Annotated in this window: 30 protein-coding genes; 23 read left to right on the forward strand and 7 right to left on the reverse strand. The window is 64.0% G+C overall.

Annotated elements, in window-relative coordinates:
* The first annotated feature begins 47 nt into the window (after nucleotides 1-47).
* On the forward strand, nucleotides 48-4,031 hold the full coding sequence (locus AC1D09_RS08700) for a beta strand repeat-containing protein (RefSeq protein WP_477662738.1): 3,984 nt from the start codon (nucleotides 48-50) through the stop codon (nucleotides 4,029-4,031).
* A gap of 65 nt (nucleotides 4,032-4,096) precedes the next feature.
* Here the strand turns inward: AC1D09_RS08700 and AC1D09_RS08705 are convergent, their stop codons facing one another.
* Complete coding sequence (locus AC1D09_RS08705) at nucleotides 4,097-4,783, reverse strand: C40 family peptidase (RefSeq protein WP_477662739.1); 687 nt, start codon at nucleotides 4,781-4,783, stop codon at nucleotides 4,097-4,099.
* Between the two features lie 284 nt (nucleotides 4,784-5,067).
* Between AC1D09_RS08705 and AC1D09_RS08710 the strand changes: the two genes are divergently transcribed.
* Nucleotides 5,068-6,168, forward strand: a complete 1,101-nt coding sequence (locus AC1D09_RS08710) for a PQQ-dependent sugar dehydrogenase (protein WP_477662740.1) — start codon at nucleotides 5,068-5,070, stop codon at nucleotides 6,166-6,168.
* Here AC1D09_RS08710 and AC1D09_RS08715 read toward each other — a convergent pair whose 3' ends face one another.
* Genes AC1D09_RS08715 through AC1D09_RS08725 form a run of 3 tightly spaced genes read right to left on the reverse strand, consistent with a single transcriptional unit; the run spans nucleotide 6,169 to nucleotide 7,764 of the window.
* On the reverse strand, nucleotides 6,169-6,651 hold the full coding sequence (locus tag AC1D09_RS08715; protein WP_477662741.1) for a RidA family protein: 483 nt from the start codon (nucleotides 6,649-6,651) through the stop codon (nucleotides 6,169-6,171).
* A gap of 57 nt (nucleotides 6,652-6,708) precedes the next feature.
* On the reverse strand, nucleotides 6,709-7,344 hold the full coding sequence (locus AC1D09_RS08720; protein ID WP_477662742.1) for a LysE family translocator: 636 nt from the start codon (nucleotides 7,342-7,344) through the stop codon (nucleotides 6,709-6,711).
* A gap of 51 nt (nucleotides 7,345-7,395) precedes the next feature.
* Nucleotides 7,396-7,764, reverse strand: a complete 369-nt coding sequence (locus tag AC1D09_RS08725) for a hypothetical protein (RefSeq protein WP_477662743.1) — start codon at nucleotides 7,762-7,764, stop codon at nucleotides 7,396-7,398.
* Between the two features lie 190 nt (nucleotides 7,765-7,954).
* On the opposite strand from AC1D09_RS08725, the gene AC1D09_RS08730 reads away from it, so the two are divergent.
* Nucleotides 7,955-9,436 (forward strand): aminotransferase-like domain-containing protein, encoded by a 1,482-nt coding sequence (locus AC1D09_RS08730; RefSeq protein ID WP_477701014.1) that lies wholly within the window; start codon nucleotides 7,955-7,957, stop codon nucleotides 9,434-9,436.
* A 125-nt stretch (nucleotides 9,437-9,561) separates the two neighbouring features.
* Here AC1D09_RS08730 and AC1D09_RS08735 read toward each other — a convergent pair whose 3' ends face one another.
* Nucleotides 9,562-10,212: a LysE family transporter gene (locus tag AC1D09_RS08735; RefSeq protein ID WP_477662745.1), complete on the reverse strand. Its 651-nt coding sequence runs from the start codon at nucleotides 10,210-10,212 to the stop codon at nucleotides 9,562-9,564.
* A gap of 349 nt (nucleotides 10,213-10,561) precedes the next feature.
* On the opposite strand from AC1D09_RS08735, the gene AC1D09_RS08740 reads away from it, so the two are divergent.
* The 6 genes from AC1D09_RS08740 to AC1D09_RS08765 all read left to right on the forward strand — a co-directional run bounded on the left by AC1D09_RS08740 (nucleotide 10,562) and on the right by AC1D09_RS08765 (nucleotide 14,695).
* Entirely contained in the window at nucleotides 10,562-11,158 is a 597-nt protein-coding gene (locus AC1D09_RS08740; RefSeq protein WP_477701015.1) for a hypothetical protein, read from the forward strand.
* A complete protein-coding gene (locus AC1D09_RS08745; protein WP_477662747.1) occupies nucleotides 11,158-11,589 on the forward strand; it encodes a DUF7684 family protein in 432 nt (143 codons plus the stop codon). The genes AC1D09_RS08740 and AC1D09_RS08745 overlap by 1 nt, the downstream gene beginning before the upstream one ends.
* 263 nt (nucleotides 11,590-11,852) lie before the next feature.
* On the forward strand, nucleotides 11,853-12,656 hold the full coding sequence (locus AC1D09_RS08750; RefSeq protein WP_477662748.1) for an MlaE family ABC transporter permease: 804 nt from the start codon (nucleotides 11,853-11,855) through the stop codon (nucleotides 12,654-12,656).
* A 23-nt stretch (nucleotides 12,657-12,679) separates the two neighbouring features.
* The gene (locus AC1D09_RS08755) at nucleotides 12,680-13,708 is read left to right on the forward strand and encodes an MlaD family protein (RefSeq protein WP_477662749.1); all 1,029 of its coding nucleotides are present in this window, start codon (nucleotides 12,680-12,682) and stop codon (nucleotides 13,706-13,708) included.
* The gene (locus AC1D09_RS08760) at nucleotides 13,705-14,379 is read left to right on the forward strand and encodes a hypothetical protein (RefSeq protein ID WP_477662750.1); all 675 of its coding nucleotides are present in this window, start codon (nucleotides 13,705-13,707) and stop codon (nucleotides 14,377-14,379) included. Before AC1D09_RS08755 ends, AC1D09_RS08760 begins: the two co-directional genes overlap by 4 nt.
* Before the next feature lie 10 nt (nucleotides 14,380-14,389).
* Nucleotides 14,390-14,695 (forward strand): hypothetical protein, encoded by a 306-nt coding sequence (locus AC1D09_RS08765; RefSeq protein WP_477662751.1) that lies wholly within the window; start codon nucleotides 14,390-14,392, stop codon nucleotides 14,693-14,695.
* Between the two features lie 6 nt (nucleotides 14,696-14,701).
* On the opposite strand, the gene AC1D09_RS08770 is transcribed toward AC1D09_RS08765, so the two are convergent.
* Nucleotides 14,702-14,941 carry a hypothetical protein gene (locus tag AC1D09_RS08770; RefSeq protein WP_007866853.1) on the reverse strand — a complete coding sequence of 80 codons (240 nt, stop codon included), beginning with the start codon at nucleotides 14,939-14,941 and terminating at the stop codon, nucleotides 14,702-14,704.
* 151 nt (nucleotides 14,942-15,092) lie between these two features.
* On the opposite strand from AC1D09_RS08770, the gene AC1D09_RS08775 reads away from it, so the two are divergent.
* Both AC1D09_RS08775 and AC1D09_RS08780 read left to right on the forward strand, forming a co-directional pair.
* Nucleotides 15,093-15,527: a nuclear transport factor 2 family protein gene (locus tag AC1D09_RS08775; protein ID WP_477662752.1), complete on the forward strand. Its 435-nt coding sequence runs from the start codon at nucleotides 15,093-15,095 to the stop codon at nucleotides 15,525-15,527.
* 22 nt (nucleotides 15,528-15,549) lie between these two features.
* Nucleotides 15,550-16,008, forward strand: coding sequence for a MerR family transcriptional regulator (locus AC1D09_RS08780; protein WP_477662753.1), 459 nt, complete (start codon nucleotides 15,550-15,552; stop codon nucleotides 16,006-16,008).
* On the opposite strand, the gene AC1D09_RS08785 is transcribed toward AC1D09_RS08780, so the two are convergent.
* Nucleotides 16,005-16,565, reverse strand: coding sequence for a TetR/AcrR family transcriptional regulator (locus AC1D09_RS08785; protein ID WP_477701016.1), 561 nt, complete (start codon nucleotides 16,563-16,565; stop codon nucleotides 16,005-16,007). The two genes, AC1D09_RS08780 and AC1D09_RS08785, sit on opposite strands and share 4 nt — an antisense overlap.
* Before the next feature lie 100 nt (nucleotides 16,566-16,665).
* Here AC1D09_RS08785 and AC1D09_RS08790 point away from each other — a divergent pair, with 100 nt between their 5' ends.
* The 12 genes from AC1D09_RS08790 (at nucleotide 16,666) to AC1D09_RS08845 (ending at nucleotide 25,812) form a co-directional block, all read left to right on the forward strand.
* Nucleotides 16,666-17,133, forward strand: a complete 468-nt coding sequence (locus AC1D09_RS08790) for a nuclear transport factor 2 family protein (protein WP_477662755.1) — start codon at nucleotides 16,666-16,668, stop codon at nucleotides 17,131-17,133.
* Nucleotides 17,134-17,254: 121 nt separating this feature from the next.
* Nucleotides 17,255-17,779: a hypothetical protein gene (locus AC1D09_RS08795; protein WP_477662756.1), complete on the forward strand. Its 525-nt coding sequence runs from the start codon at nucleotides 17,255-17,257 to the stop codon at nucleotides 17,777-17,779.
* Entirely contained in the window at nucleotides 17,776-19,032 is a 1,257-nt protein-coding gene (locus AC1D09_RS08800) for an Hsp70 family protein (protein WP_477662757.1), read from the forward strand. The genes AC1D09_RS08795 and AC1D09_RS08800 overlap by 4 nt, the downstream gene beginning before the upstream one ends.
* A gap of 178 nt (nucleotides 19,033-19,210) precedes the next feature.
* Nucleotides 19,211-19,537, forward strand: a complete 327-nt coding sequence (locus AC1D09_RS08805; protein ID WP_477662758.1) for a helix-turn-helix domain-containing protein — start codon at nucleotides 19,211-19,213, stop codon at nucleotides 19,535-19,537.
* Nucleotides 19,534-20,886 (forward strand): type II toxin-antitoxin system HipA family toxin, encoded by a 1,353-nt coding sequence (locus AC1D09_RS08810; protein ID WP_477662759.1) that lies wholly within the window; start codon nucleotides 19,534-19,536, stop codon nucleotides 20,884-20,886. The genes AC1D09_RS08805 and AC1D09_RS08810 overlap by 4 nt, the downstream gene beginning before the upstream one ends.
* Nucleotides 20,887-20,956: 70 nt before the next feature.
* Nucleotides 20,957-21,409, forward strand: coding sequence for a DUF2721 domain-containing protein (locus AC1D09_RS08815; protein WP_007866882.1), 453 nt, complete (start codon nucleotides 20,957-20,959; stop codon nucleotides 21,407-21,409).
* 192 nt (nucleotides 21,410-21,601) lie between these two features.
* Nucleotides 21,602-22,129, forward strand: coding sequence for a hypothetical protein (locus tag AC1D09_RS08820; protein WP_477662760.1), 528 nt, complete (start codon nucleotides 21,602-21,604; stop codon nucleotides 22,127-22,129).
* A gap of 816 nt (nucleotides 22,130-22,945) precedes the next feature.
* Complete coding sequence (locus AC1D09_RS08825) at nucleotides 22,946-23,569, forward strand: isochorismatase family protein (protein ID WP_477661622.1); 624 nt, start codon at nucleotides 22,946-22,948, stop codon at nucleotides 23,567-23,569.
* Nucleotides 23,570-23,583: 14 nt separating this feature from the next.
* Nucleotides 23,584-23,937 (forward strand): energy transducer TonB, encoded by a 354-nt coding sequence (locus AC1D09_RS08830; RefSeq protein WP_477661623.1) that lies wholly within the window; start codon nucleotides 23,584-23,586, stop codon nucleotides 23,935-23,937.
* 73 nt (nucleotides 23,938-24,010) lie between these two features.
* Complete coding sequence (locus AC1D09_RS08835) at nucleotides 24,011-24,508, forward strand: DUF2059 domain-containing protein (protein WP_477701017.1); 498 nt, start codon at nucleotides 24,011-24,013, stop codon at nucleotides 24,506-24,508.
* A gap of 87 nt (nucleotides 24,509-24,595) precedes the next feature.
* Nucleotides 24,596-25,099 carry an anthrone oxygenase family protein gene (locus AC1D09_RS08840; RefSeq protein WP_477661625.1) on the forward strand — a complete coding sequence of 168 codons (504 nt, stop codon included), beginning with the start codon at nucleotides 24,596-24,598 and terminating at the stop codon, nucleotides 25,097-25,099.
* A 368-nt stretch (nucleotides 25,100-25,467) separates the two neighbouring features.
* A complete protein-coding gene (locus tag AC1D09_RS08845) occupies nucleotides 25,468-25,812 on the forward strand; it encodes a hypothetical protein (protein WP_477661626.1) in 345 nt (114 codons plus the stop codon).
* Nucleotides 25,813-25,825: the final 13 nt, after the last annotated feature.

Raw genomic sequence — 25,825 nt, forward strand, 5'->3', positions numbered from 1 at the left:
TCCGTCCCTGTTGTGCTTTGTCTTTTTTGCGTTCAAGAGGTGATTCCATGCAAGCCAAACTCCCTGCCCAGCGTCTGCGTCCCCCCGAACGGCGGCGGTCGTCCTTCGCACTGAAAACCCTTCCCGCCGCGGCGGCGCTGTTGTTCGCGCCGCCCGGCTGGACCGTGGACATCGTGGGCGCGGCGGGCTTGCCGCAAAACGGCACGGTGTTTTCGGGCTCGGCTTCGGGCTCGGTGGCGGGCAACCAGATGACCATCACCCAGGCTTCCAACCGGGCCGTGCTGGACTGGGGTTCCTTCAACATCAATCCGGGCAAGTCGGTTGAGATCGTGCAGCCCAACGCTGCGTCGGCCATCCTCAACCGCATCAACGGCGACACCAATGCCACGCGCATCATGGGCAGCCTGTCGGCCAACGGAATGGTGATGCTGATGAACCCCAATGGCGTGATGTTTGGGCCGAATGCCACGGTGAATGTGGGCTCGCTGATCGCCACCACAGGCACGATTGACGCGAACAACTTCATGAGCACCGGTGGCGCGCAGATCACGGGCGCTGCGGGCAGCATCACCAACCAGGGCAGCATCACTGCGCAAGGCGGTATCACCGTGCAGGGCGCCGGCCTGGTGGCATTGGTTGCGCCTTCGGTGAGCAACCAGGGCAGCATCATCGCGACCGGCGGCACGATTGCCCTGGCCGGCGCCACGGCCGCCACGGTGTCTCTCAACGGCGGGCTGTATGAATTCGCCATCGCCGGCGGGGCGACCGGCAGCAGTGTGTCCAACGAGGCCGGCGCCAGCCTGAACGGCGCGACCTTGCGGCTGGGCGTGGGCGACGCGGCCAACCTGCTGTCGGGCGTGATCAACCTCGAGGGGGTGCAGCAGGCCAGCAATGCCATCGTCGTGAACGGCAACGCGGTGGTGCTCAAGTCGGCGCTGCAGGGGCCCAGCGTCAGCGGCAATTCCAACCATATCGACGTCTATGGCGGCGCGCGCATCCAGGATGCGGTGAACATCGCCAAGACCGGCACACCCGGGGCGGGCGCGGCCGTGGACGTGCACGGAGGCACATACACCGAGCAGGTCACCCTGAACAAGGCCAACCTGACGCTGACGGGCATGAATGGGGCCAATATCGACGTGCTCGAGGGAAAAACCGGAGTAGACATCACCGCGAATGGCGTGATGGTTGAAGGCATGCAGGTCACAGGCCCCTACAGCCAGAACTTCGCTGCCATCAACTGGACTGGCCTGAGCACGACGGGGGTGAGGATTGCGTCAGGCGTGACCGGCGCGACCGTACGCAACAACACCATCAAAAATATCCGAACCGGGATTCAGGTCACCAACGCAACTGCCAATATCACCGGAAACCTGATTGAAAACACCAAGGGCGCCATTCTTGTGCGTTCGAACAATGTGACCATGTCGGGCAATTCCAGAGGGTTGTTGGGCAATGAATGGGACATCGTTTTTCTGGACGGCGTAGCGAACGGCTCCTATTTTGTGTCTCCGCATGTCAGCGAAGCGCAGTATGGGGCCGGCGTGATGGCCATGTCTGCGGCCAACGGTGACATGCATATTCTTGATCGCCGCTACGGCGTCAACGGGCTCCTGGGCTCCACGCCGCAATTTGGCAACCGCTCGCACGTTACCGTCAGTTCGGGCGCTAATTTCACCGCCGCCGACGACTTCAACCTCGGCAATGGCCTTGGTAACGACCGGCAGCCACTGGGCACGATCCAGGCCGGCATGAACGCCGTGGTTGCGGGAGGCACGGTGAATGTGACAGCAGGGACCTATGTCCAGCCCGCAACCCTCGTCATCAACAAGAGCCTGACTCTGTCCGGGGCCGGCGAGTCCGCCACCGTGATTGATTCCCGTGGTGTCAGTGGCTACGGCATACAGGTCAAGGCCGACAACGTGAATCTGCAGAATTTCACGCTTTACGGGCCCAGCGCCAACGTCGCTTCGGCCTACGGCATCAAGGTGGCGCCTGCAGGCGGCGCCTCGGCCCGGCTGCACAACTTCACGATCCGCAACGTGACCAGCCGCGGCGCGGGCCGGGCCGAGCTGGACCTCAACGGCGTGGACGGCGCGACCATCGACCATGTCACGGCCAACGGCGCGCCCGTGGGCAATGACGCGGGCAGCACGCAGGGCGCGGGCATCCAGCTGACCGACAGCGCCAATGTCACCATCAGCAATTCGACCACACGCAACAACGACTGGGGCGGCCTGGCGCTTTACCAGGCCAACCGCTTCTACGACCAGCAGATGAACAACATCACGGTGGCGAGCAACAACAGCTTCACCGAGCGCAACCCGGTCTATATGCAGGACGAGTCGGCCAGCAACAACTTCGGCACGCTCAGCATCGCCGGCTTCGATTTCGCGGTGCGCAACGCCAGCAGCGCGGGCAACAACAACCAGTACACCTGGCTGCAGGCCTCGCAGCAAAACGCGTTTGACTATGCCGTCAACCTGGGCAGTTCCGCCTCCAGCTATGTGCAGGGCTGGAACGGCGCGCAGGCCACGCAGGACTTCCACGTCGGCATCGGCAGCCTGCTGGGCGGCGGCACGCAGGCCCTATCCATCAACACGGCGCTGGGCAACGCGGGCAACGGCGCCAACATCCGCGTGGGCTCCGGCACCTATGCCGAGAACGTGGTGGTGAACAATCCCTACAACCTCTACTTCAGCGGCAGCACCCTGCACAGCCTGGTGCTCAATGGCGGTGCTGGCGGCTCCGGCATCGCCGGCACGGTGACGGCCGACGGCGCTGGCGGCATTGTGTTCAATGCCGCGGCCAACTTGCTGGGCGACACCACGCTGGCCACCCTGGGCGCCGATATCTCGCTCAACCGCGACATCCAGAACGCCGGCGGGACGGCTCGCGCGCTGAGCCTGCTCGCTGGCTCCGGCACCAGCCGCGGCAATGTGCATATGCTGTCGGGCGGCACCGAGGCCAATGCGCTGGGCCAGTTCGAGGTGGTGTCCAACGCCTTCAGCCTGGACAGCACGCTCTGGGTCAAGGGCTATGGCATCAATGCGCTGGGCAATGTCGCGTTGAGCAACCACACCCTGCGCGGCCAGGACGCCAGCGCCACCAACACCCTGAACGCCGGCGGCGACGTCAGCGGCTCCACCATCAGCCAAGGTGCCGTCCAGGTCACCAGCGGTGGTGACGTCTCGGCCAATGTGACGGCCAGCGAAGTGGCGGTGGCCGCAGTGGGCGACGTCAGCGGCACCACCACCAGCCAGGGCAATGTGCAGATCAGCAGCACCGCCGGCGACATCAGCGGCAACATCAGCGGCAGCAATGTGACCGTGCAGGCGCAGGGTGACATCAGCGCCACCACCACCAGCCAGGGCAATGTGCAGGTCAGCAGCACCACCGGCAACGTCAGCGGCAGCATCAGCGGCACCAGCGTGACCGTGCAGGCGCAGGGTGACATCAGCGCCACCACCACCAGCCAGGGCAATGTGCAGATCAGCAGCAGCACCGGCAACATCAGCGGCAACATCAGCGGCAACAACGTGGTCGTGCAGGCGCCACAGGGCGATGTGAATGTGGTGGTGGTGGCCTCGGGCTCCGCCTCGCTGGCCGGCGACTCGGTGGTGGCCAACGTCGTGGCGCCCGTCGTGTCGGTGGCCGCCGTCGGCGAGGCCCAGGTGACAGGCTCGTCCTCCCAGGTCACGGTGACGGCGACCAGCGGCAGCGTCAGCGGCAATTTCGGGCAGGTGACGAATTCGGGCGGCGGCCTGGTCAACGTCAACGGCAAGCCCCAGGGCAATCAGCAGCTGTCGTCCAATGCTGAAAACAACCGCGTGATCCCGTCCGGCAGCAACGTGGCCGAAGGCGCCCCGGCCGAGCAGCCCGTGCTTCAGCTGGCCAAGGCTGCCGGCCTGGTGGGCGATACCGAGGTGCGCACGGTGCGGAGCTCACCGTCCGGCGCCGGCGAGGCCCTGGACAACGGCCAGGCGGTCGAGCTCGACATGTCGCCTAAAAACGAGCGGGAGAAGGAGTAAGAGAAGGAAGGCCCCGGGGAGATCCGGAGAAGGGCGAAGGGGAGACGGGGCGAAAAAAAACCGGCTCAGCGCCGGTATTGTTCCTGTGTCTGCTGTACCTGCAGACTGGCGGCGAGCGGCGGGGTCGCGGTTTGCGCGGCCTGGATTTCGGGGACGCGGGCCGCCGCCTGGGAAAGCGGCAGGGCCGCCGTGCGCTCGGTTTCCGGCAGGGGGGTGCCCGTTGCCTGCACGCGGCGGGCGCCGTCAAAGCGGCGCTGCCAGTAGCTCACACCCATGCTTTCGACGCGCACTTCGGCGCCGGGTTTGGGAGAGTGGATGAATTTGCCGTCGCCGACATAAATGCCGACATGGCTGAAAGCGCGCCGCATGGTGTTGAAAAACACCAGGTCGCCGGGCTGCAGCTCGTTTTTCTCGATGCGCTGGGTGGCTGCGGCCTGTTGCTCGGCCCGGCGCGGCAGCAGCAGGCCGACGCTTTGTTCGTAGATGGCGCGCACAAAGCCGCTGCAGTCGAAACCGGTTTCCACCGTATTGCCGCCGCGTTTGTAGGGAACCCCCAGGAAACCCATGGCATTGACCACGAGCTCGGACGCCTTGTTGCTGACGCTTTGGCGGACCTGGCCGATTTGCGTGAGCAGGCCTTTGTCGGCCAGCAGCTTGTCCATGTCATCGTTGGAGTTGCCCGGCGCCGCATGCACGCCGGCTGCCAGCAGAGCGGCAGAGGCAATGATGAGGGCAGGGGCAATTTTTCGCATGGCGCCTAGGATACTTGACAGATCTGTCCTACGTCAACCTCAAGTGGCTTCTTGATAAGCTTTACAAACCATTGATTTGTAACGAGTTTATCTACGGGAAAACCCCTTTTTACGCTCCAGGTCCTATGTTTGCATATGAAAAAGGCGCATTGGCGGGCTGCCAGGGCCCGGTGCCGTGGCCCGAACCGCGGCCGCCGGCTCTGGTTTGATTCAGGGAGTGAAATATGAACAAATTCAACGCTGTATCTACAAAGTTTGCTCTTGTTTTAATAGCAATTTTCACGATGGGCGCGCCTGTCCAGGCCCAGGCCGTCCGCCCGGAAACCGTGGCCAGCGGCCTGGAAAACCCCTGGGGCCTGGCTTTTTTGCCGGGCGGCCGTTTTCTGGTGACCGAGCGCCCTGGCCGCTTGCGGGTGGTCGCGGCTGACGGCAGGCTTGGGCCGCCGGTGGCCGGGCTGCCGGAAATAGCCGCCGGCGGGCAGGGCGGGCTGCTGGACCTCATCACCGACAGTGACTTTGCCCGTAACCGCGCGGTATTTTTCTGCTTCTCGGAACCCGGCCCCGCCGGCCGCGGTAACAGCACGGCGCTGGCACGGGCGACCCTGAGCACCGACGAGGGCCGGCTGGAAAACCTCAAAATCATCTTCAGCCAGAAGCCCAAGGTGGCCAGCAGCGCGCACTTCGGCTGCCGCATCGTCGAAAGCCGGGCCGCCGCGGGCAGCGCCGCGGACGGCAAGCTTTTTCTCACGCTGGGCGAGCGCTTTTCGCGCAAGGAAGACGCCCAGGCGCTGGACAACCACCACGGCAAGATTGTGCGCATCCACAAGGACGGCTCGGTACCGCAAGACAACCCCTTTGTCGGCAAGGCCGGGGCCCTGCCTGAGATCTGGAGCTACGGCCACCGCAATGCCCAGGGCGCGACGCTGGCACCCGACGGCACCTTCTGGATGCATGAGCACGGACCGCAGGGCGGTGACGAAATCAACCTCCCCAAGCCCGGCGCCAACTACGGCTGGCCCGTCATCACCTATGGCGAGAATTACGGCGGCGGCAAGATAGGCGAGGGCATCACCGAAAAAGCCGGCATGCAGCAGCCCCTGCACTATTGGGTGCCGTCCATCGCGCCTTCGGGCATGGCCTTTTTGAGCAGCGAGCGCTACGGCAAGGCCTGGCAGGGCAACCTGTTTGTCGGCTCGCTCAAGTTCGGCTACCTGGACCGCATTGAGCTGTCGGCGCCTTTTGCCGGCAAGGTGGTGCGCGAAAGCAAGCTGCTCGCCGAGCTCGGCGAGCGCATACGCGACGTGCGCCAGGGCCCGGACGGGCTGCTGTATGTGCTGACCGACAACAGCAACGGAAAACTCATCCGCTTGCTGCCGGGGAACTGATCAGTTCGGCGTGACGGCAGCGATCAGGTCCAGCTCGACCGCCGCGTTCTTGGGCAGTTGCGCCACGCCCACCGAGGTGCGCGTGTGCGTGCCGGCACCGCCCAGCACCGCATGCAGCAGGTCTGACGCGGCATCGGCTACCTCGCTTTGCTGGCTGAAGTCGGCGGCGGACTGTGTGTACACCGTCACGCGCAGGATTTGCTGGATGCGGTCCAGGCTGCCCAGGCTTTGCCGCAGCAGCACCAGCGCGCGCATGGCGCAGACCCTGGCGGCCAGCTGGGCCTGGGCCAGCGAAACGTCGGCACCGACGCGGCCGGTGACCACCACGGTGCTGCCCACGCGCGGCACCTGGCCGCTGACGTAGACCACGTCGCCGTGCCGCACGGTGGACACGTAGTTGCCGCCTATCTTGAGTTCACCCTCAAAGCTGTAGCCGAGGGCGGTTTCCTGGGCGGCAAAACGGGCATCGCGTGAGTCTTCCATGGCAGGGGCTTTCTTTCTGGGTGTTTATATATAGAGGGAGGCGGGGATCCGGGGGAGTCAGCTTGGGCTTTTGAGCCGCAGCAGGCTCAGCCCCAGCAGGCCAAAGGCGCCGCCGCAGAGGCGGTTGAACACCCGGGCCCGGTGCGGCGTGCCGAACCAGCGGTGCGTGTGGCGCGCCAGCAGCACGTACACCATGTGGGAGCTCAGCACACAGGCGGCAAACGCGCTGGTCAGCGCCAGGAACTGCGGCAGCACGGGCGCTTCGGGATGGATGAACTGGGGAAACAGCGCGGTGAAAAACAGAATGCTTTTCGGGTTGGTCAGCGCCACCAGCAGGCCCTGGCGGAACAGCGCGGCATTGCTTTTGCCGGGCTGCGATTGCTCCGGTAGCGGCGTGTCGAACATCGAGGTCTTGCTGGTCCACTGGCGCCAACCGAGGTAGACCAGGTAGACCGCGCCCACAGCCTTGAGCACCGCGAACAGCCAGGCCGAGGTGTGCAGCAGCGTGCCCAGGCCGGCCATCGCCGCGGCCGAGACCGAGAACACGCCCAGCACATTGCCCGCCGAGCTCCACAGCGTCTTGCGCGGCCCCCAGGCCACGGCGTTGGAGACCGCCAGCAAAATGCCCGGCCCGGGGCTGAGCGCGGTCACAAGTGAAATGGTGATGAACAAAAGCCAGGCGGAAGTGGTCATGGGCGTGGGTCAAGAGTGGAGGGAACGAAGATCGAATTTAGCGCGGCGGCCTCAAACCGGCTTGGCGCTGCGGTATCGCCCGCGCGCGGCCTGGGTGATTCCCGACAGCCGGTGCAGCCATTGTTGGGCCGCCGCCGCCAGCCTTTGCGGCAGCGTCACGCGGGCCGGCTGGTTCAGGAGGCAGGCCGCGCCGCCGTGCTGGGCGGTGACCGTGATCCAGCCATCCTCGGCGACGGTGTGTGATTGCCCGGGTTCCAGCGCCGCGGCGTCGCGAAACACCTGCTCGCCCAGCCAGCGCGGCGCGCCCGTCACCAGCAGCGTGCCCGAGGTGCTGATCAGCGCGCTGCCGGCCTTGCTGTGGAAGAACAGGGATTCACCGGCGTCAAGCTCAAGGTGGCGAAGGGCGGGGCGGTGCTGCATGGCGGCTCCAATCAAGGGCGGTCGGTCGGCGAGGGCATGGCTGCAAGATTAAGGAAAGCGCCCCATTCCCGACAGATGCACACAAGCTCTTTCTGTATCGGTACAGAGGGCTATTTCCTCATCTGTTATGGTCTGGTTTTGCCCCATCTGTGGCTGTGTCGCCGCAGCCCCTTCACGGATCATTCAGCCCATGGACGTGTCACCCCTGGCCCCCGCCCCCGCGCAAGCTCCTTCGCAGCCGCTTTACCTGCGGCTTTCCAGCCATTACCGGCAGGCGATACAGTCCGGCGTGCTTTTGCCCGGCGAACGCATGCCCTCGGTCAGGGCGCTGACGCGGCTGCACCAGGTCAGCCTGTCGACCGCGGTCGAGGCCTGCCACACGCTGGAGGACGAAGGCCTGCTCGAGGCGAGGCCGCGGTCCGGCTACTTTGTGCTCAAGCGCCGGCGCACCGACCTGCAGCCGCCCAGCGAGCCCGAGTCCGGCCGCAAGCTGGACCCGGCCCAGTACGTCGGCGTGCACGACCGCGTCTCGGACTTTGTCGCCAAATGCGACGTTTACCCGCTGGTCACCAACCTTGCGGGCACCTATGGCACGCCCGCGATGTACCCGGCCGAGGCGCTGAAAAACGCCGCCACGCGGACCCTGCGCAAACACCCCTTTTTGCTGGTGAGCGCGCCCGACTTCCTGCACGACTCGCCGCTCAATGCCGTGCTGGCCAAGCGCGCGCTGGAAGCCGGCATGCAGCTCGCGCCCGAAGACATCCTGGTCACCCACGGCTGCATAGAGTCGCTCAACATCGCCCTGCGCGCGGTGGCGCAGCCGGGCGACACCGTCGCGGTGGAATCGCCCACCTACCACGGCCTGCTGCAAATCCTGGAAAGCCTGGGCCTGCGCGCGCTGGAGATTCCCACCAGCCCGCAGCAGGGCATTTCCGTCGAGGCGCTGGACCTGGCCCTGCGCACGCACGACAGGATTCGCGCCGTGGTGGTCATGCCCAACTTCCACAACCCGCTGGGCAGCGTCATGCCCGATGCCGAAAAAGAAAAGCTGGTGCGCCTGTGCGAGCGCCAGCGGATCGCGGTGATCGAAGACGACACCTACGGCGCCCTGGGCCCCGACGACATTCCCCTGAAGGCCGCCAAGGCCTGGGACCGTGACGGCTCGGTGATTTACTGCGCCTCGCTGCGCAAGACCCTGGCGCCCGGCCTGCGCCTGGGCTGGGTCGCCGGCGGCCGCTGGCAGGCCCGCATCCAGATGATCAAGTACGCGCAAAGCCGCGCCAATGAAGTCCTGGCCCAGTACACCGTGGCCGAGTTCATGGCCTCCAGCGCCTACGACCGCCACATGGCCAGGCTGCGCCGCATGCTCAATGTCCAGCGCGAGCAGATGGCCGAGGCCATCGCGGCCCACTTCCCGGCCGGCACCCGGCTGTCAGTGCCCAGGGGCAGCATGATGTTGTGGGTGGAATTGCCGGCTGGGACATCGGCGCAGGCCGTGTTCGACATCGCCATACGCCAGGGCATACGCGTCGCGCCGGGCTCCATGTTTTCCAACTCGAAGCGTTTCGACAACTTCTTGCGCATCAGCTGCGGCGAGCCGTTTTCCAGCCAGGTCGACGAGGCCTTGCGCACGCTGGCGGCGATTGTCTCGGCCCAGGCCCCAAAGGCCTGACGCTCGAAGGCTTAGAGCCGCTCACAAAACCCAGCGGAGCGGTCCTGGCTAGGCGCGACGCCGCAGACAGTGCATCAGCACGGCAAGGCGGCGCAACAACGCCAGGAGGGTTTTGTGAGTGGCTCTTAGTGCACCGCCGCGTGGCTGCGCTTTACAAAGAACAGGCCCGCGCCCACCGCCATCAGCATGCCGCCGAACACCCGGTTCTGCAGCCGGATCGCGCGCGCATTCCTGAACAGCGTCTGCAGCCGGCTGGCCGCAAAGGCATAGCCGTGCATCACCACGGTATCCACCGCCACCGTGGTCACGGCCATCACCAGCAGCTGCGGCCACAGCGGCCGGCCGGGGCTGATGAACTGCGGCAGCACCGCCACCATGAACAGAATGCCCTTGGGGTTGGTCACATTGGTCAGCAGGCCCGTGAGGAAGCGGCGTTTCGCCGAGAGGCTGTTGCTATCGGCCACACCGGCCTCGCCATCCGCCGTGAGGCCGTTCGACGAGCGCCACTGCGCCCAGCCTATGTAGATCAGGTAGGCCGCGCCCAGGATTTTGACGACGCTGAAGGCCAGCTCCGACGCCACCAGCAGCGAACCCACACCCGCACCCGCCACCAGCAGGATCACCACCAGCCCGATCTGCAAACCGGCAATCGTCGCGCGCGTGCGTCGCATGCCGAAGCTCAGGCCATGGCTCATGGCCAGCACGGCGCCCGAACCCGGGGACAGCGCGATCAGGATGGAGGCGAGGAAGTAGGCGGTCCAGGTGTCTAGGGCCATTTTTGAAGTGGTGATGGAATGAAGAAAAGGGAGGCGGCGAACGGAGCCGTCCGCGAAGCGCCTTGATGGTACACGGAGGAGGCCGGCCCTCGCATCTTGCGGGTTTGTGTCCAGGGGCTTTGGGCCAAGGTCGTCGTGTTGGCATCCTGTGCACCTTGTTCAGGGCCTTTCAACCGAACATTGTCCGGCTGCGGACGAAGTTGGCTGGGCGGCCAATGATTGCTTCGCATAATCCAGCGAATTTTCATCAAGGCTGATTCCGCCTCTTCTAACGGAGAGCAGATATACCGACAACCATCCGGGATGGGGCGGGCCCGTAGTGTCGACGACTTTCTCGGACGGTGTCGTGATGCACGCTCGTCCTGACACTTCCATCGGCCGGAACACCGTCATTGGCGGCCAGATACTGGGATGGGGGATGGCCGTGCTTAGTTCATCTGGGAACGGCTATGGGGCAACTATTGGCCCTGTACCTGCCAGTGTTTGGAATGACACCTGGTATGGGAAATTTGCTGGTCATATAGCGGCACCGCTTGCATTGTTCACTGAAAATAATCGCAATCCGCTGACCGGCTATATTGAGAATTTCAACGGCGATAAGAGAGCGGAAGCCGCAATTGGCCTGGCGACACTGGGTCTCGGCTTGGGGCCTCGTGCGGAGACATTTGCAGCGAGAGAGCTTAATAAAGCTGTAAAGGAAGTGACTACCGTTGCTCGAGAGTTAACTAAGCAAGAAATAAAAAGTATTTGGTCATTGGAGGTTCAAATCTCTAAGCACGAAAGCAAACTCGCGGAATTTAAGAGTAATCCGACAGTGCGACCAGGAATGGAAAATTTACCCGCTGATGTGATTCAACAGCAACAGCAAACACGCATTGATCATCTTTTGACTGAAATTCAGACTTTTAAAAATAAAATTCAAAAAATCCTTGGAGAGGATCTGTGATGAATTTAATTCGCGAGTATTCAAACGGAAGGTCGTTACTCATTTCAAATAAAAATGAAGTGATCCAAGATCTTGCAATCAGTGGCATGTCCCCCTTTGTAGTTTTGATGACTGCTTGGACTCTGGAGTCTGTCCGAGTAGCACAGTTGTTGGTACAAGAGTTGCTGCAACTTGGTTGTGAATATTTCGTTTGCGCTGGATCCCATGCGGAAAACTTGCATGACTTTATAGATGAACTGGTTGAAGCAGGTGGAGAGCAATTCGTCAGCATCACAACGACCTACCATGACGATGAGCCTGCCGACCTTGTGGTCAATTTTTTTGTAAACACCATCGACGTTTCAAGAAAAATTTCCACTGGATTGGTGGCTATTTTGAATGAGAGCTCTCCAGAGGATGATGTTATTAGGGGGGCATTGTTGGGGGCTTGATTTGCGATCGCAACAACGAGAACAAGAGCGGAAGTCGGCATCTGTTACGAATAACTTGTTGCTGCATTGAATGAGTGCTTTCAATTGGATAGAGTTCAAGGAGAGTTGCTCAAAATGCACCGTGGTCTCATCGATGCGCGCTTAGTGTCATGTGGCGTCGTCATTTGATGGCGATGAAAAGAGACGTTTTTGTAATAGAGGCTATCGTTTGCATAAGCAGGTGTCATGGTGACCACCGGCCGACCCGCAGGTATCATCCCCGGATGGCTTCCAGGGGATACGCGCAAAGTCGACTCACGCAAACCGGCCGTGCCGCACAGCTGTGGGTGATCGAGTGGTGGCGGCTGGTGCACCTGGGAGCGATCATCCTGGTGCTGACGCTGTCGCCGTCCAGTTACAGCCCGCAAAGCCGGGCGATTCTGGCGCGGCACATCTACGTCAACACCGCGCCGATTCTTTTGTGGTTCACGGTGCTGTGCGCGCTGGTGACGGTGGTGCTGACGCGCATCGTGCTGGTGACGGCGCTCAGCTATGGGCTGTCGCAGTATGCGCTGCAGGTGGTGATACGGGTGCTGGTGCTGGAGCTGATCCCGCTGACGGCGGCGCTGTTTGTGGCGCTGCGCTGCACGATTCCCGACGGCGCCGAACTGACGGCCATGCAGGCCAGCGGCGAGCTCGACGAAATGCGGCGCCAGGGGATTGAGCCGGTGCGGCGCGAGGTGCTACCGCGTGTGGTGGCGGGCATGTTCTCGGGCATCACGCTGGCGGCGCTGAGCTGTGTGGTGGCGCTGGTGGTGGCCTATATCGCGACCTACGGCTTTGCGCTGTCGGGCCTGGCGGCCTATACCCGGCTGTTCGGCCAGGTGTTCAGCCCGGCGGTGACGCTGATCTTTGTGCTCAAGACATTGTTTTTCTGCCTGGCCGTGTCGCTGATTCCCATGGCCTCGGCGCTCTACGGCATGTCCGAGGCCAGCGTGCGCACCAGTGCCGAGATGCGTGGGTTGGTGCGCATGTTCGCGGTGATCCTGCTGATTGAGGTGGCATCGCTGGTCGGCAATTACTATTGACCCCACAAGAAGAAAACAAACCCATGAGTTCACCCCACGACAATCCCAACCCGCCGCCCGGCAGGCCGGACCCGCTGCAGCCGGCGCGCGAGGCCCAGCAGTCCTCGCCCGCGGAAATCCGCAGCCTGGAGTTCAAGGCCAGGCTGCTGCTGCTCTTCATGCTGCTGCTGGTGTGCGGCTCGGCCCTTTACGTGATGTATGCGCGCGGCGCGTTTGAGTCCACGCAGCGCCTGGTTCTGATCGCCGACGATTCCGACGGCGTGGTGGTCGGCATGGACCTGACCTTCTCGGGTTTCCCCATAGGCCGGGTCAACCGCGTGGAGCTGGCGCCGGACGGCAAGGCCCGTATCCTGGTCGACGTCGCCGCCAAGGACGCCCACTGGCTGCGCACCAGCAGCGTGTTCACGCTGGTGCGCGGCCTGGTCGGCGGCACCGCCATACGCGCTTACACCGGGCTGCTCAACGACCCGCCGCTGCCCGAGGGGGCGGAGCGCACCGTGCTGCTGGGTGATGCCGCCGCCGAGGTGCCCAAGGTGATCGCCGCGGCCAAGGACCTGATCGAAAACCTCAACACCCTGACCGGCGAGGGCGGTTCGGTGGGCGCCAGCCTGGCCAACCTGAAAACCCTGACCGACAGGCTCAACGGCCCGGGCGGGGCGCTCACGGTGCTGCTGGGCAGCGAGGCCGAGGCCAAAAAATTCGCCGCCACCCTGGACCGCACGAATGCCTTGCTCACCAAGCTGGACGGCCTGGCCGCCAAGACCGACACCCAGGTCTTCGGTGACAAGGGCCTGATGCCCGAAACCCGCGCCACCGTGGTACAGCTCAACACCATGTTGGGCGAGGCCCGCACCAGCCTCAAAAAGGTCGATGCGCTGCTGCAGGACGCCCAAGCCGTGACCCGCAATGCCAAGGACGCCACGGCCGACCTGGGCGCGCTGCGCGCCGACGTGGAGGCCAGCCTGCGCAAGGTGGAAGGCCTGATCAACGAGATCAGCCGCAAATGGCCTTTCGCCAAGGATGCGAGCCAGGCGGAGATGAAACTGCCATGAACATCACCACCATGAAACCCGCCGTATGGCTGGCCGCCGGGCTGCTGGCCGCCTGCTCCAGCGGACCGCGCGCTCCGGACTGGCAGTTCGAAGCCAAGGGATCGATGGACCGCTCTGTCGCCGCCTATATGGAAGGCAACAGCCGCGTCGAGATGGCCGAGCTGGAGCGCGCGCGCGGCCAGCTCACGCGCTCGGGCCGTGCCGATCTGCTGGCCACGGCCGAGCTGCTGCATTGTGCGACGCGTGTCGCCAGCCTGGTGCTGGACGAGCCCTGCACAGGCTTTGAAAAACTGCGCCCCGATGCCACCGAGGCCCAGCGCGCCTATGCGGACTACCTCAGGGGCCAAGCGCTGCCGCCGCAGGCCATCGCGCTGCTGCCTGAAACCCAGCGCGCCGCCGCGGCCGGCAATGCGGGCGCGCTGGCCGGCATCAGCGATCCGCTGTCAAAACTGGTGGCCGCCGGCGTGCTGCTGCAAACCGGCAAGGCCGATCCGGCCGTGATCCGCCAGGCGATAGACACCGCCTCAACCCAGGGCTGGCGGCGCCCATTGCTGGCCTGGCTGGGCGTGGAGCTGCGACGGGCGGAGCGGGGCGGCAATACGGCCGAGGCCGACCGCCTGCGCCGCCGTATCGAACTGACGCAAAACACGCCAGCGCCCGCCAAGCCGTGAGGGAAACACTGTGAGTTACCGGCTCAGGCTGTACGCTTATGAAGATGCGTCCGAGGGAGAACTGCAGGCGGCCGAACAGCGCTTTCGCACGGCGCTGGAGGACGCGCTGGGCCATGAAAGCCTGGTGCTGCCGGTCTACAACGTCTATATGCGGCTGGTCGCGACCTATGGCGAGTCACCGGCGGAAGATGTGCTGTCGGCCGACGAACTGGAGGTCTTCAGCCAGTGGCAGGCGGCGGAGCTGGCGGCCGTGACGGCTGCCCTGGGCCCGCACCGTTATATGGGCGATGCGCAGTTCGAGATTCGCCCGGCTTAGACCGGTTCAGGGTGAGCGGCTAAGACGCGGCGAGGCCAGGGCCTGCAACTGGTCGGAAATCGCCGTCTCCACACCGGGGAGCTGCTTGAACAGCTGGGCTTTTTCCAGCGTGGCGTGCAGCTGCCGCAAATCCTTGCTGCTGGTGGTGGCCTTGATCTGGGCGATGGCCGCCGTCGTGTTGCCGCTTTTGAGCACCGCCAGCATTTTGCTGACCCATTCGCTGGCGGCCGGTCGTTTCTGGTTCATGCGGGCATTGTAGGGTTGGCCTCAAGGCGGCAGTGTTTTTTTCCATGGCGGCGCTTGACCTTGAGTGCACTCAAGGATTTTTAATCCCTGCAAGCCCTCGCGACCTGCGGGGCCCCACGCCCGGTGCGACGGGCATTCCAGGAGATTCCTCATGAGCACAGCATCCACCACCGAAGCCAACCGGCAACGCATACGGCAGGTCATGGCCGAACTGGACAAAGGCAATGGCAAGCCCTTTGTCGAGGCCATGGCCGACGACGTTTCATGGACCATTCCCGGCGACACGCCGTGGTCGCGTACCTACAGCGGCAAGCAGGCGGTCGTCCATGAACTGCTGCGGCCGCTGTATGCCCAGTTCGCCACGCCTTATGTCAGCAGCACACGCCGCGTGATGGCCGACGGCGACATGGTCATCATCGAGTTTGACGGCCGGGTCGGCACCAAAGCCGGCAAGGCCTACAACAACCGCTATTGCTATGTCTGCCGCATGGAGGGCGGGCGGATCAGGGACTTGATGGAGTACCTGGACACCGCGCTCGTGAACTCGGCGCTGGAGGCGCCGCCAGCGCAGGCGCTTGCCGCCTGAGCGGCAGGTTCTATAGTGATGCATGGCTGAAACCTTCCTGATCGGGCAACTCGCCGCGCGCACCGGGCGCAGCGTGCACACCATACGCTGGTACGAGGCGCAGGGCCTGATCCCGGGCGTGGCGCGCGACGGCGGGCGCCGCCGCGTCTACGGCGAGCTGCACATCAGCTGGCTGGAACTGATGGACAGGCTGCGGCGCACCGGCATGTCGATTGCCGAAATGCGCGAATACACCGCGCTGGTCAAGCAGGGCAGCGGCACGCTGGCCAAACGGCAGGCGCTGCTGTCGGCGCACCGCGAGCAGGTCAGGGACATGATTGCCGAGTGGCAGCTGGCGCTCAAGCTGCTGGACAGCAAGATCGATTTTTACGACGAATGGGTGGCCTCGGGCAAACGGCCGGCGGTCAAGGTGGCGCAGCGCGTGGGAACGGCGCTCACGTCCCGGCCCAAGGTGAAAACGCGCCGGCCTGCGAAGGCTTAACCGGCGGGAGCTTCCAGCGCATCCAGCAGTACGCGCAAGCCGGCCAGCGCCGCTTCGCCGCCTTCCATCTGCGCCCGCACGATGGCGCCGTCCACGGCCAGCGCCGCTGCGCCGGCAATGGCTTGCTGGCGCGGGCCGGCCGGCAGCAGGCCGGCAATGGCCTGGCGCATCTCGTTTTTGTGGTTTTGCACGATCTGCGCGACGCCGGGCAGGGCGCCCGCTTCGGCCGTGGCGTTGATGAAGGCACAGCCGCGAAACAGCGGGTCGGCAAACCATTCGGCCAGCGCGGGCAGCAGCGGCGCCAGGCCGCCGCCGGCTGTTGCGCCGTGCCGCCCCAGGGCGTCGACAAACCAGGCCATCCAGCGCTCGTGGCGGTAGTCCAGGAAGGTGCGTATCAGCTCGTCCTTGCTGGGAAAGCAGCGGTAGAACGTGAGCTTGGCCACGCCCGACTCGGCAATGATGCGGTCTATGCCGGTGGCGCGCAGGCCGTCGCGGTAGAACAGGTCGTGCGCGGTGAGCAGGATGCGCTCGCGCGGGGAGGGGGCTGAAACGTCCATGGCCCGATTGTAGACAAGTCTGTCTACCTGTGCCAGAATTCCGGCAGGTAGACAGACTTGTCTACTTTTCTATCCCCACCACCCTTCAAAGGATGCATCCATGGAAACCCGGCCGCCGCTTCCGCCCTTCACCCACGACACCGCCGTTCAGAAAGTCCGCGCCGCCGAAGACGGCTGGAACACGCGCGACCCGCAGCGTGTGTCGCTGGCCTACACGGCGAAAAGCCGCTGGCGCAACCGCGCCGAGTTCGTCACCGGCCGCGAGGAAATCGTCGGGCTGCTGTCGCGCAAATGGGCGCGCGAGCTGGACTACCGCCTGATCAAGGAGCTGTGGGCCTTTGGCGGCAACCGCATTGCCGTGCGTTTTGCCTACGAGTGGCATGACGATGCCGGGAACTGGTTCCGCTCCTACGGCAATGAAAACTGGGAATTCGACGAAACGGGCCTGATGGCGGTGCGCCACGCCAGCATCAACGACCTGCCCATCAAGGCGGCAGATCGCAAGTTTCACTGGCCGCTGGGGCGCCGGCCCGACGACCACCCGAGCCTGAGCGACCTTGGCTTGTGAAGGGGTGGGGGCGGGGCTGTAGAATCCGTGTCCCCCATGCGCACCGTGTTGTTTGAAGGCGGTGCGTGACCTGAATTTGCCCCCGGCCTGCCGCCGGGGCGCCCGACCCGAGTGATCCGCCTTGACTGACTCCCACACCCCGCCGGCCGGCCCGGACGACGAATCCGCCCACGACGACCAAGCCGTTCTCCAGGAGCCGCGGCTTTGGCGCGGCGACGGCTGGACGGCCAAGGTCATCAAGAACGAGGACGACGACGGCTGGGCCGTTGCCATGATCAAGGACGGCGAGCCCGAGCCCGCGCTGGTCGGCCCCTGGACCATGGGGCGCGACAAAAAGAATCCCAAGCCGCTGGACGGCCCCGCCTTCAGCACGCTGGTGAAAACCGCCTCGGAATTCGTGCGCAGGCACGAGCAGCAGCTGCATGCCACGCTGCACCAGAGCATCACGGTGACCGCCCATGCGGCGCGTGTCACGGTGACGCTGGACATCGTTCCCGACGAGGACAACCCGCACGGCCTGCTCAGCGCCGCCGACGAGGCCGGTGAACAATTGGCCCAGGTGCGCGTGGCGCCTTCCTTCAAGCTCAACCGCGCCAGCGCCGTGGCCTGGGCTGAAAGCGGCTTCGCCAAGCCGGCCGGCCGGTGAGCGCGCCCCAAGCCTGCGGCATAGACTTCGGCACCTCCAATTCGACGGCGGGCTGGAGCCGGCCCGGCTTGCCCGCGCTGCTGCCGCTCGAGGGTGGCAAACCGACGCTGCCTTCCGTGGTGTTTTTCCATGCCGAGGACGAGCATGTGAGCTACGGCCGCGCGGCGCTGGCCGACTACCTGGCCGGTTATGAAGGGCGCTTGATGCGCTCGCTCAAAAGCCTGCTGGGCACGGCCATGATCGACGACCACACCGAGGTCGGTGGCCGCGCGTTGCCGTTTCGCGTGCTGCTGGCGCAGTTCATCGGCGAGCTCAAACACCGCGCCGAAAAAGCCGCCGACCAGTCCTTCAGCCAGGCGGTGCTGGGGCGCCCGGTGTTCTTTGTGGATGACGACCCGCAAGCCGATAAAAAAGCCGAAAACACGCTGGCCGAGATCGCCCACGCGGTCGGCCTCAAAGACATTGCCTTCCAGTACGAGCCCATCGCGGCGGCCTTCGACTACGAATCGCAGATCCGGCGCGAAGAGTTGGTGCTGGTGGTGGACATAGGCGGCGGCACCTCGGACTTCGCGCTGGTGCGCCTGTCGCCGGAGCGCGCGCAAAAGGCCGAGCGGCGGGATGACATCCTGGCCAGCGGCGGCGTGCACATAGGCGGCACCGACTTCGACAAATACCTGAGCCTGGCCAGCGTCATGCCCACGCTGGGCCTGGGCAGCCGGCTGGTGAGCGGGCTGGAGGTGCCCTCGGCCCAGTACTTCAACCTCGCGACCTGGCACACCATCAACCAGGTCTACAGCAAAAAGTCCTGGACGCAGATCAGCGACATACGGCGCGGCGCGGTCGACAAGGACAAGCTGGACCGCCTGCAGAACCTGGTGCGCGAGCGTGCCGGCCACTGGCTGGCGATGCAGGTCGAGGCGGCCAAGATCGCGCTGTCCGATGCACCCGAGACCGTCATGGACCTGGGGCGCATCGCCCCCGGCGAGACCCTGACTTTGCACCGGCCCGATTTTGACCGCGCCATCGGTGAACTGGTGGGCACGGTGTCGCGTACTGTCCTGGGCCTGCTCAAGGACGCCGGCGTCGACCCTGACACCATAGACACCGTGTTCTTCACCGGCGGCTCCAGCGGCGTGCCCCTGCTGCGCGAGCAGATTTCCGCCTTGCTGCCCCAGGCGCGCAGCGTGGAGGGCGACCGCTTCGGCAGTATTGGCGCAGGGCTGGCGCTCGACGCGGTGCGCAAGTTCGGCTAGCGGCCGGCGGCAAGGACGCTGCTGGCAACAGCCGTGGCGTCAAACTCATACAACGATATTTAACTATCTATCATTAATAGAAAGATAGTTAAGTATTGATTTAAAATATCAAAATAGATAAAATGCTATCGTTAGTTTAAAAAACGATATTTTTCTATTTATGAAAACATTGTCTGAAATGGCGATCCTCCTCGAAGCGGAGCGGCAGCGCCTGATGCTGGACTACCAGGCCCTGGCCGAAAGGACGGGCCTCACACCCCTGGCGGTGCGCAACGTGCTCCAGGGGCGTAGCGCGCCGCGCATCACTACCTTGATGGCGATTGCCGACCAGCTGGGCCTGGAGGTGCTGTTGCTGCCCAAGGTGGCGGCCGCCGGCCTGCAGGCGCACAGCGTCCAGGAGCCTGCGCCGCCCGTCTTGTCGCGGGTGGACCGCATCGTGGCCGAAACCTCGCAGCTCGCCGCGGCCGCCGCAGGTGGAAAAAGGGCCAAGGGCGAGCGGCCATGAACGTCCTGGCGCTGGATATCTACCTGGGCTCCCTGCGCGCCGGGCTGCTGTTCCAGTACGGCACGGGCAGCACGGCGCTCACGCGCTTCATTCCCGACGAGGCCTTCTGGTCGAATCCGGCATCGCCGGTGTTTTCCTGGGCCGCCACGGACGACGACGCGCAGCGCCGCGAGATTTTCTGGCGCAGCTATGTCAACACCCCGTTCTTCAATGCCGAAGGCGGGCGCCTGCCGGCTTTTTTCCAAAACCTGTTGCCCGAGGGGCCGCTGCGCCGCCACCTGGAGCAGCTGCGCGGCTGCGGACCCAACGACCATTTCGACATGCTGGCCGCCTGCGGCACCGACTTGCCGGGCAATGTCTATGCCTACCCGGCACACCTCGATGCCCAGGCGCTGGCCGGTGTGGTCACCCAGCACCATGACGCGCTGGAGATGTCCGTCAGCGCCGACCCTTTGCCCGGCGCCACCTCGCTGTCTGGCGTGCAGCCCAAGCTCGCGCTGGTGCAGCAGCAGGGCCGCTATGTGGCGCGCACCCGCGATGCGCAGGGCCTACACATCATCGCCAAGCTGCCCACGGCGGAGTTCGCTCTGCTGCCAGAGGTGGAAGAGCTTTCGCTGCGCCTGGCGCGGGCCGCGGGCGTAAACGTGTGCGAAGCCTGGCTGGCACCCCTGGACGAGATCACGGCCGGCCAGCCTTTTGTGCTCGGCGAGAGCCGGCATTTCCTGGCCGTCAAACGTTTTGACCGCGGCCCCCAGGGGCATATCCACTGCGAGGATTTCGCGCAGATCCTGCGCATACAGCCCGAAGAAAAATACACCCACCCGGCCGCGAGTTATGCCGCCATGGCCAGGACGCTGCGCGAAGGCATGAGCCTGCCGGCCCAGGTGGGCGAGGGCGCCGCGCAAGAACTGGTACGCCGCGTCATGGTCAATGAAATGCTGGGCAACTACGACGCCCACGTCAAGAATTTCGGCGTGCTGTACCGCGACGGCCGCACGCCCGAACTGTCGCCGGCCTACGACGTGGTCGCCTATGCGGCCTACCTGGGCGGGCGCGGCCATGCGCTGCGCTTTGTGCCCGGCGGCGAAAAGCAGGCCAGGCTCACGGCCCAGACCTTGCGCAGCTTTTGCAATGCCACCGGCATGTTTGAAACCCGCGTGCGCGGCGTGCTCAATGAGGCGGTGGGAAGGGCTTGCGAGGCATGGCCGCAAATGATTGAGGCCAGCAGCCTGCTGGAGCGGCAAAAGCAGAACCTGCTCAAGCACTTCGAGGCCTGCGACGCGGTGAAGAGCTGGCGGGCCCGGCGCGCGGCGGGCGCCAGGCGCAGGGCGGCGTCCATGCCGCCATGAAACAGCGGCCCTTGTGCAGCCCGCATGACAAAATACCCCATCGCCAACCCATGACGCCCGGAGCCCCTGCATGAATTTCGCGCCCGACCTTGCCACGGTCACCCACGGCATCCAGCTGGCCGTGGCGCCGGTGTTTCTGCTCACCGCCGTCTCGGGCATGATCGCCGCCGTGGCCGGCCGCCTGGCCCGCATCATCGATCGCGCGCGCTTTCTGGAAAACCGGCTGGAAGCCGGCGGCGTCGAAGATACCCGCGCGCAGCGCATGTATGCCGAGCTGCGCGAACTTCGCCACCGCGGCTGGCTGGTCAACATCTGCATCGCCTTGCTGACTTTTTGCGCCATCCTGATCGGCAGCACCATCATCCTGCTGTTCCTCGGCGAGACCAGCGAGTTGCCCACCTTGCGGATCGCGACGGTGTGCTTTCTGTCGGGCGTGGTTTGCTTCCTTCTGGCCCTGGTGTGTTTTCTGGCCGAGACTTTGCTGGCGACGCGATTGCTGAAATTCGCGGAGCCTTCGAGCTAGGGCTGCGCTGCCTGAATGTGAGCAAATGTAGGACGCGGCTTCAGCTTGTTGCCCTACAGGCCTTTTCCTTTCCCGATGGCGAGAATGGGTAAAGCCCCGTCAACGGCCGGACAAGCCCTCCGTTGAACAGTCAGGCATGCGGCTAACGCCCTGTTTGCTGCAAGCCCTTGTCAAAACCACCGGAGAACCATAATGAAAACCACCACGATGACACGCAGCCTTGCACTGCTGATGGCCGCGACCCTGGCCTGTTCCACGAGTTTTGCCGAGAAACCCGAATGGGCAGGCGGCGGCAAAAACAAAGGCAACAAGCACGAGCAGCAGGCGGAGCAGTCCGACCAGGGCAACCAAGAATCGGGCGGCAAAAAAGCCAAGAAAAACAAGCAGGCCGCCGAGGTCAAGGTCGGCGGCTATTTTGTGCCGCAGCAGCGTGTGGTGGTCCAGAACTACTACGGCAAGCAGTTCAAGGCCGGCCATTGCCCCCCGGGCCTGGCCAAGAAAAACAACGGCTGCCTGCCCCCAGGCCAGGCCAAGAAATACGCCATAGGCCAGCCGCTGCCGCGCGACATCGTGTACTACCCCGTGCCCGCGGCTGTGGTGGTGCAGCTGGGTGCTCCGCCCGCGGGACACAAGTATGTGCGGGTTGCGACCGATATTTTGTTGATAGCGGTAGGGACTAGTATGGTGGTGGATGCCATCCAGGATTTGGGTTCGATTTAGGCTCTTCAGGTCGGGTCTTGTTCCTACGGGCGCTCTCCCTGCTGAGAGTTACTGGCCGGGGGTAGCCCGGCAGCTACTCACTTTTATCGAAACCCGCAAAGCGGGTTTTCTTTTGTTCGCCAAAAGGCGCGCTATGCGCGCGGGGTTTGCTCACTTCGCACAGCGAAGTTACGCAAACACCAAAAGTAAGCAAAAGAAAAGGCGACCCGCAGTCTGGGTCTCCTGCGCTTCGCTACGGGGCAACCTGCGGTGCTCGACTCCGGCGGGATCTCGCGCAAACTCGCCTTCGGCTCAAACAAGCGCGATCCCTGATCCGCCTCCGTCTGCGCTCCTCGGCCCAGCCAGGACGGGGCAATCGGGAGCGGGGACAGAAGACAAATACCAAAGAAAAAATCAATACAAACAAGGACACGCCATGGCGTGTCCTTGTTTCTTCAGGTATTTGGCTGTTTGGTATTCCTTCCCCACCCCTTGTGTATGCGCCGAGGAGCGCAGGTTCAGGCGGATCAGGGCTCGCGATTGTCTGAGCGCAGCGAGTTCGAGCGAGACCCCGCCTGGACCGAGCACCGCAGGTTGCCCGTAGCGAAGCGAAGGGACGCAGACACCAGGGTCGCCTTTTCTTTGGTGACTTTCTTTTGGCGAAGCAAAAGAAAGTTACTTGCCGCCGGGCAACCCCGGCCAGCAGAACCAAGAAGAGGAAGGAGGAGGTGGAAGGAGGAGAGGGGGGAGGCGCGCCCCGCCGGAGCAAGACCCGGCCACCAAACCTTGCCCTTACATTTAACCATCCGCTCCTTAATTATTTCCAGGAACCCCTCCATGCTGCTCGATGCCGACGACTCCCAACTGGTGCTGGTGGACTACCAGTCCCGCCTCATGCCCGCCATTTTTGAGAACAGCCTGGTGCTGGCCAATGCCGTGAAGCTGGCCCGCATGGCCAGGTTGTTGGAGGTACCGGTTTGGGGCACGGCCGAAAATCCCGGCAGCCTGGGCCCTCTGGTGCCCGAAGTCCAGGCCACCATCGCCGCCGCCGGCGGCCGCGTGCTGGACAAGATGTCCTTTAGCGCCGTGGCCGACGGCCTGTCCGACCTGCTGCGCCCGCCGGTGCGCCAGCCCAGCCAGGGCCGCAATGCGCGCAGCCTGCCCAAGCATCTGCAAAAACCGGCGCCCGAGCCGGAAGAGGGCCGAAGTACCATCGTCATTGCCGGCTGCGAAGCCCATGTCTGCCTGCTGCAGACCGCGCTTGACCTGCTCGAGGAAGAGTTCGATGTCTGGGTGGTGACCGATGCCTGCAGCTCGCGCAGCGAACGCAACCGCGACGCGGCCTTTGACCGGCTGGCTGGCAACGGCGCCGAACTGGTGACCACCGAGATGGTGGCGTTCGAGTGGCTGCGCACGGCTGAGCATGAGGCCTTCAAGGATGTGCTGGGGTTGGTGAAGTGAGGCAGGCCGGCTTCGTGCTTGCTTATGCCATGCGCTTGTCATGGCTGGTTCTTTTGATGCTTGTGGCGAGCTGTGCCTCCGGCTCGGACGAGATTGTGCAGCCCGCGAGTCAGGCAAATTCGCCCAGGCCTGGATACCCCACCATCTCCAGGCGCCTTGGGGAGCAGGGCCGCGTGACCTTGCGGGTGCAGGTGCTGGCCAGCGGCGACCCCGGCGAGGTGCAGCTTCAGAAAAGTTCAGGCTTTGACAGACTGGACGCGGCTGCGGTGGCGGGCATGAAGAAGTTCAAATTCAACCCCGCACGAACCCGGTCGGGCCGTGCCGTGGATTCGTGGTCTATCCAACCGATCCAGTTCATCCTTGATTGACTGAGCCGTTCATTCACTGCTAAAACTCGCATGTTCCGCACCGTCCCAACACTCCTTCACCTACCCATTCGCCATGCGTAACTCATTCCTTCTTTCCCTGCTGCTGTCCGCCTCCATCGCCTGCTCTGCGGCGCCTGCGTCGACCGAGTCGATCAACACACTTCTCACCGTGACCAAAACCGAGGCGCTCATCGCTGGCATGCACGGCCAGGTTGACCAGATGATGGGCCAGGCGCTGGGGCAAATGCTGGGTGGCCGGCAACTCTCGCCGGAGCAACAACGGATGATCGACGCTGCGCGCAGGGAGTTCTCCATCGTCATGAAAGAAGACCTTTCATGGAGCCGGATGCGGTCGATGTACATCAGCATCTACCAGGAGACTTTCACCCAGGAGGAGATCGACGGGCTGATTGCCTTTTACCGCAGCCCGGCCGGCGCTGCCTTTGTCGACAAAATGCCTCTTGTCATGCAGAAGTCCGCCCTCGCCATGCAGGCGCGCATGCCGCAGCTGATGGAAAAAATGAAAGCCGCGATGCAAAAGGCGATGGCCGAGGCGGGCGTCGCGCGATAGTTTGCAGGCGCGTCGCGCGTGGATTGCCGCCGTGGCCGGGCGGCAGTACAGTAAGCCCTCCAATTCCGCACCGACCTGCGAGGGCCCATGCCATCCACCCACGTCCTGCTGTTTGCCCTGACCTTGCTCGCGGCCCTGGGCAGCGCGCTGATTGCCGGCATCTTCCTGGCGTTTTCCAACTTTGTAATGAAGGCCCTGGCCCGCGTGGCACCGGCCTCGGGTATCGCGGCCATGCAGTCCATCAATGTGGTGGTGCTCAATCTCGGTTTCCTGGGCCTGTTCATGGGCACGGCCCTGGTGTGCGCCGTGCTGGTACTGGTCGCCCTCTGGCACTGGCAGGCGCCCGGCGCCTTCTGCCTGGGGGCGGGCAGCCTTCTTTATTTACTGGGCACCTTCGGCGTGACCATGGCCTTTAATGTCCCGCGCAACAACGCGCTGGCGCGGCAGGATGCGGCCAGCGCCGAGGCCGCCGGCTTCTGGCGCGGCTATGTGGCCGGCTGGACGATGTGGAACCATGTGCGCACGCTGGCGGCGCTGGCCGCGGCGGTATTGCTGCTTTATCCGCTGGTCCGGTTTCCGGCCGGCGCATAGCCCGAAGGGGAGTGCGCTGTGGCGTGTGGGCTGGTTGATGTTGTCCAATCGGGGGCCGGCTGATGCCAAGCGCCATGGCAGCGGATGAAAAAACTGTAGTCCGCGCACCTCAAGCTTCTTGGGGCTGACGCTATAGTGCAGGTACCGTATCCTGCTCCCTCAGCTGATCAAGCAGGCAGATGGACTGCAGCGGAGGGGTGCCGGGTTTCATGGGCTTATTGATACCGGCATAAAAATGCGGCGTATTTGCTGCAATGCCAATAAACAAGAGGGTTCCGGGAGGGTTCGATGTCCAAGTTAAACCGCAGCCGCCAAGTTGTATCGCAGGGTTTGCAGATTAAATTACGCTAATTAGCGCATTTGAGACTATGACTTCGCTCGGCGCATTTTTACTTTCCTGGTTTGGTGCAGTTGCGGTCGCGAGCGTCGTTCTTGGCTGCGTCGTTGCGGCATCAAGAAGTGCCAAGGTCAGGTTCGCTTCGATTGTTCTGATCGGTGCCGCGTGGTCTTCGCCATTCTTCGCTCTGTTCCTGAAATTTGTATTCGAGGGAACAGTCTTTGAAATTGGCCCCCCATTCACAAGGCATCGGGGAAATGACGTGGCCTATGTAGCCCTCGCCGTGCTATTTGGCGCAAGCATACTCTGGGCTTCCATTCTGGCGGCGCGCTCCGACGCGGCAAGCCCGGCGATTGCAAAGACACCTGGCGAATAGAGGCATGCGCTTT

This window comes from Polaromonas sp. P1_A2, assembly GCF_056406895.1.

Excerpts from the sequence above, each read along its gene's own strand:
- AC1D09_RS08785 (WP_477701016.1), bottom strand. The coding sequence starts at position 16,565 with ATGGACGTTTCAGCCCCCTCCCCGCGCGAGCGCATCCTGCTCACCGCG.
- AC1D09_RS08700 (WP_477662738.1), top strand. The coding sequence starts at position 48 with ATGCAAGCCAAACTCCCTGCCCAGCGTCTGCGTCCCCCCGAACGGCGG.
- AC1D09_RS08805 (WP_477662758.1), top strand. The coding sequence starts at position 19,211 with ATGGCGATCCTCCTCGAAGCGGAGCGGCAGCGCCTGATGCTGGACTAC.
- AC1D09_RS08715 (WP_477662741.1), bottom strand. The coding sequence starts at position 6,651 with ATGGAAGACTCACGCGATGCCCGTTTTGCCGCCCAGGAAACCGCCCTC.
- AC1D09_RS08840 (WP_477661625.1), top strand. The coding sequence starts at position 24,596 with ATGCCATCCACCCACGTCCTGCTGTTTGCCCTGACCTTGCTCGCGGCC.
- AC1D09_RS08710 (WP_477662740.1), top strand. The coding sequence starts at position 5,068 with ATGGGCGCGCCTGTCCAGGCCCAGGCCGTCCGCCCGGAAACCGTGGCC.
- AC1D09_RS08760 (WP_477662750.1), top strand. The coding sequence starts at position 13,705 with ATGAACATCACCACCATGAAACCCGCCGTATGGCTGGCCGCCGGGCTG.
- AC1D09_RS08725 (WP_477662743.1), bottom strand. The coding sequence starts at position 7,764 with ATGCAGCACCGCCCCGCCCTTCGCCACCTTGAGCTTGACGCCGGTGAA.
- AC1D09_RS08770 (WP_007866853.1), bottom strand. The coding sequence starts at position 14,941 with ATGAACCAGAAACGACCGGCCGCCAGCGAATGGGTCAGCAAAATGCTG.
- AC1D09_RS08820 (WP_477662760.1), top strand. The coding sequence starts at position 21,602 with ATGAAAACCACCACGATGACACGCAGCCTTGCACTGCTGATGGCCGCG.
- AC1D09_RS08705 (WP_477662739.1), bottom strand. The coding sequence starts at position 4,783 with ATGCGAAAAATTGCCCCTGCCCTCATCATTGCCTCTGCCGCTCTGCTG.
- AC1D09_RS08845 (WP_477661626.1), top strand. The coding sequence starts at position 25,468 with ATGACTTCGCTCGGCGCATTTTTACTTTCCTGGTTTGGTGCAGTTGCG.
- AC1D09_RS08750 (WP_477662748.1), top strand. The coding sequence starts at position 11,853 with ATGGCTTCCAGGGGATACGCGCAAAGTCGACTCACGCAAACCGGCCGT.
- AC1D09_RS08815 (WP_007866882.1), top strand. The coding sequence starts at position 20,957 with ATGAATTTCGCGCCCGACCTTGCCACGGTCACCCACGGCATCCAGCTG.
- AC1D09_RS08780 (WP_477662753.1), top strand. The coding sequence starts at position 15,550 with ATGGCTGAAACCTTCCTGATCGGGCAACTCGCCGCGCGCACCGGGCGC.
- AC1D09_RS08740 (WP_477701015.1), top strand. The coding sequence starts at position 10,562 with ATGCACGCTCGTCCTGACACTTCCATCGGCCGGAACACCGTCATTGGC.
- AC1D09_RS08775 (WP_477662752.1), top strand. The coding sequence starts at position 15,093 with ATGAGCACAGCATCCACCACCGAAGCCAACCGGCAACGCATACGGCAG.
- AC1D09_RS08790 (WP_477662755.1), top strand. The coding sequence starts at position 16,666 with ATGGAAACCCGGCCGCCGCTTCCGCCCTTCACCCACGACACCGCCGTT.
- AC1D09_RS08825 (WP_477661622.1), top strand. The coding sequence starts at position 22,946 with ATGCTGCTCGATGCCGACGACTCCCAACTGGTGCTGGTGGACTACCAG.
- AC1D09_RS08810 (WP_477662759.1), top strand. The coding sequence starts at position 19,534 with ATGAACGTCCTGGCGCTGGATATCTACCTGGGCTCCCTGCGCGCCGGG.
- AC1D09_RS08720 (WP_477662742.1), bottom strand. The coding sequence starts at position 7,344 with ATGACCACTTCCGCCTGGCTTTTGTTCATCACCATTTCACTTGTGACC.
- AC1D09_RS08745 (WP_477662747.1), top strand. The coding sequence starts at position 11,158 with ATGAATTTAATTCGCGAGTATTCAAACGGAAGGTCGTTACTCATTTCA.
- AC1D09_RS08735 (WP_477662745.1), bottom strand. The coding sequence starts at position 10,212 with ATGGCCCTAGACACCTGGACCGCCTACTTCCTCGCCTCCATCCTGATC.
- AC1D09_RS08755 (WP_477662749.1), top strand. The coding sequence starts at position 12,680 with ATGAGTTCACCCCACGACAATCCCAACCCGCCGCCCGGCAGGCCGGAC.
- AC1D09_RS08730 (WP_477701014.1), top strand. The coding sequence starts at position 7,955 with ATGGACGTGTCACCCCTGGCCCCCGCCCCCGCGCAAGCTCCTTCGCAG.
- AC1D09_RS08835 (WP_477701017.1), top strand. The coding sequence starts at position 24,011 with ATGCGTAACTCATTCCTTCTTTCCCTGCTGCTGTCCGCCTCCATCGCC.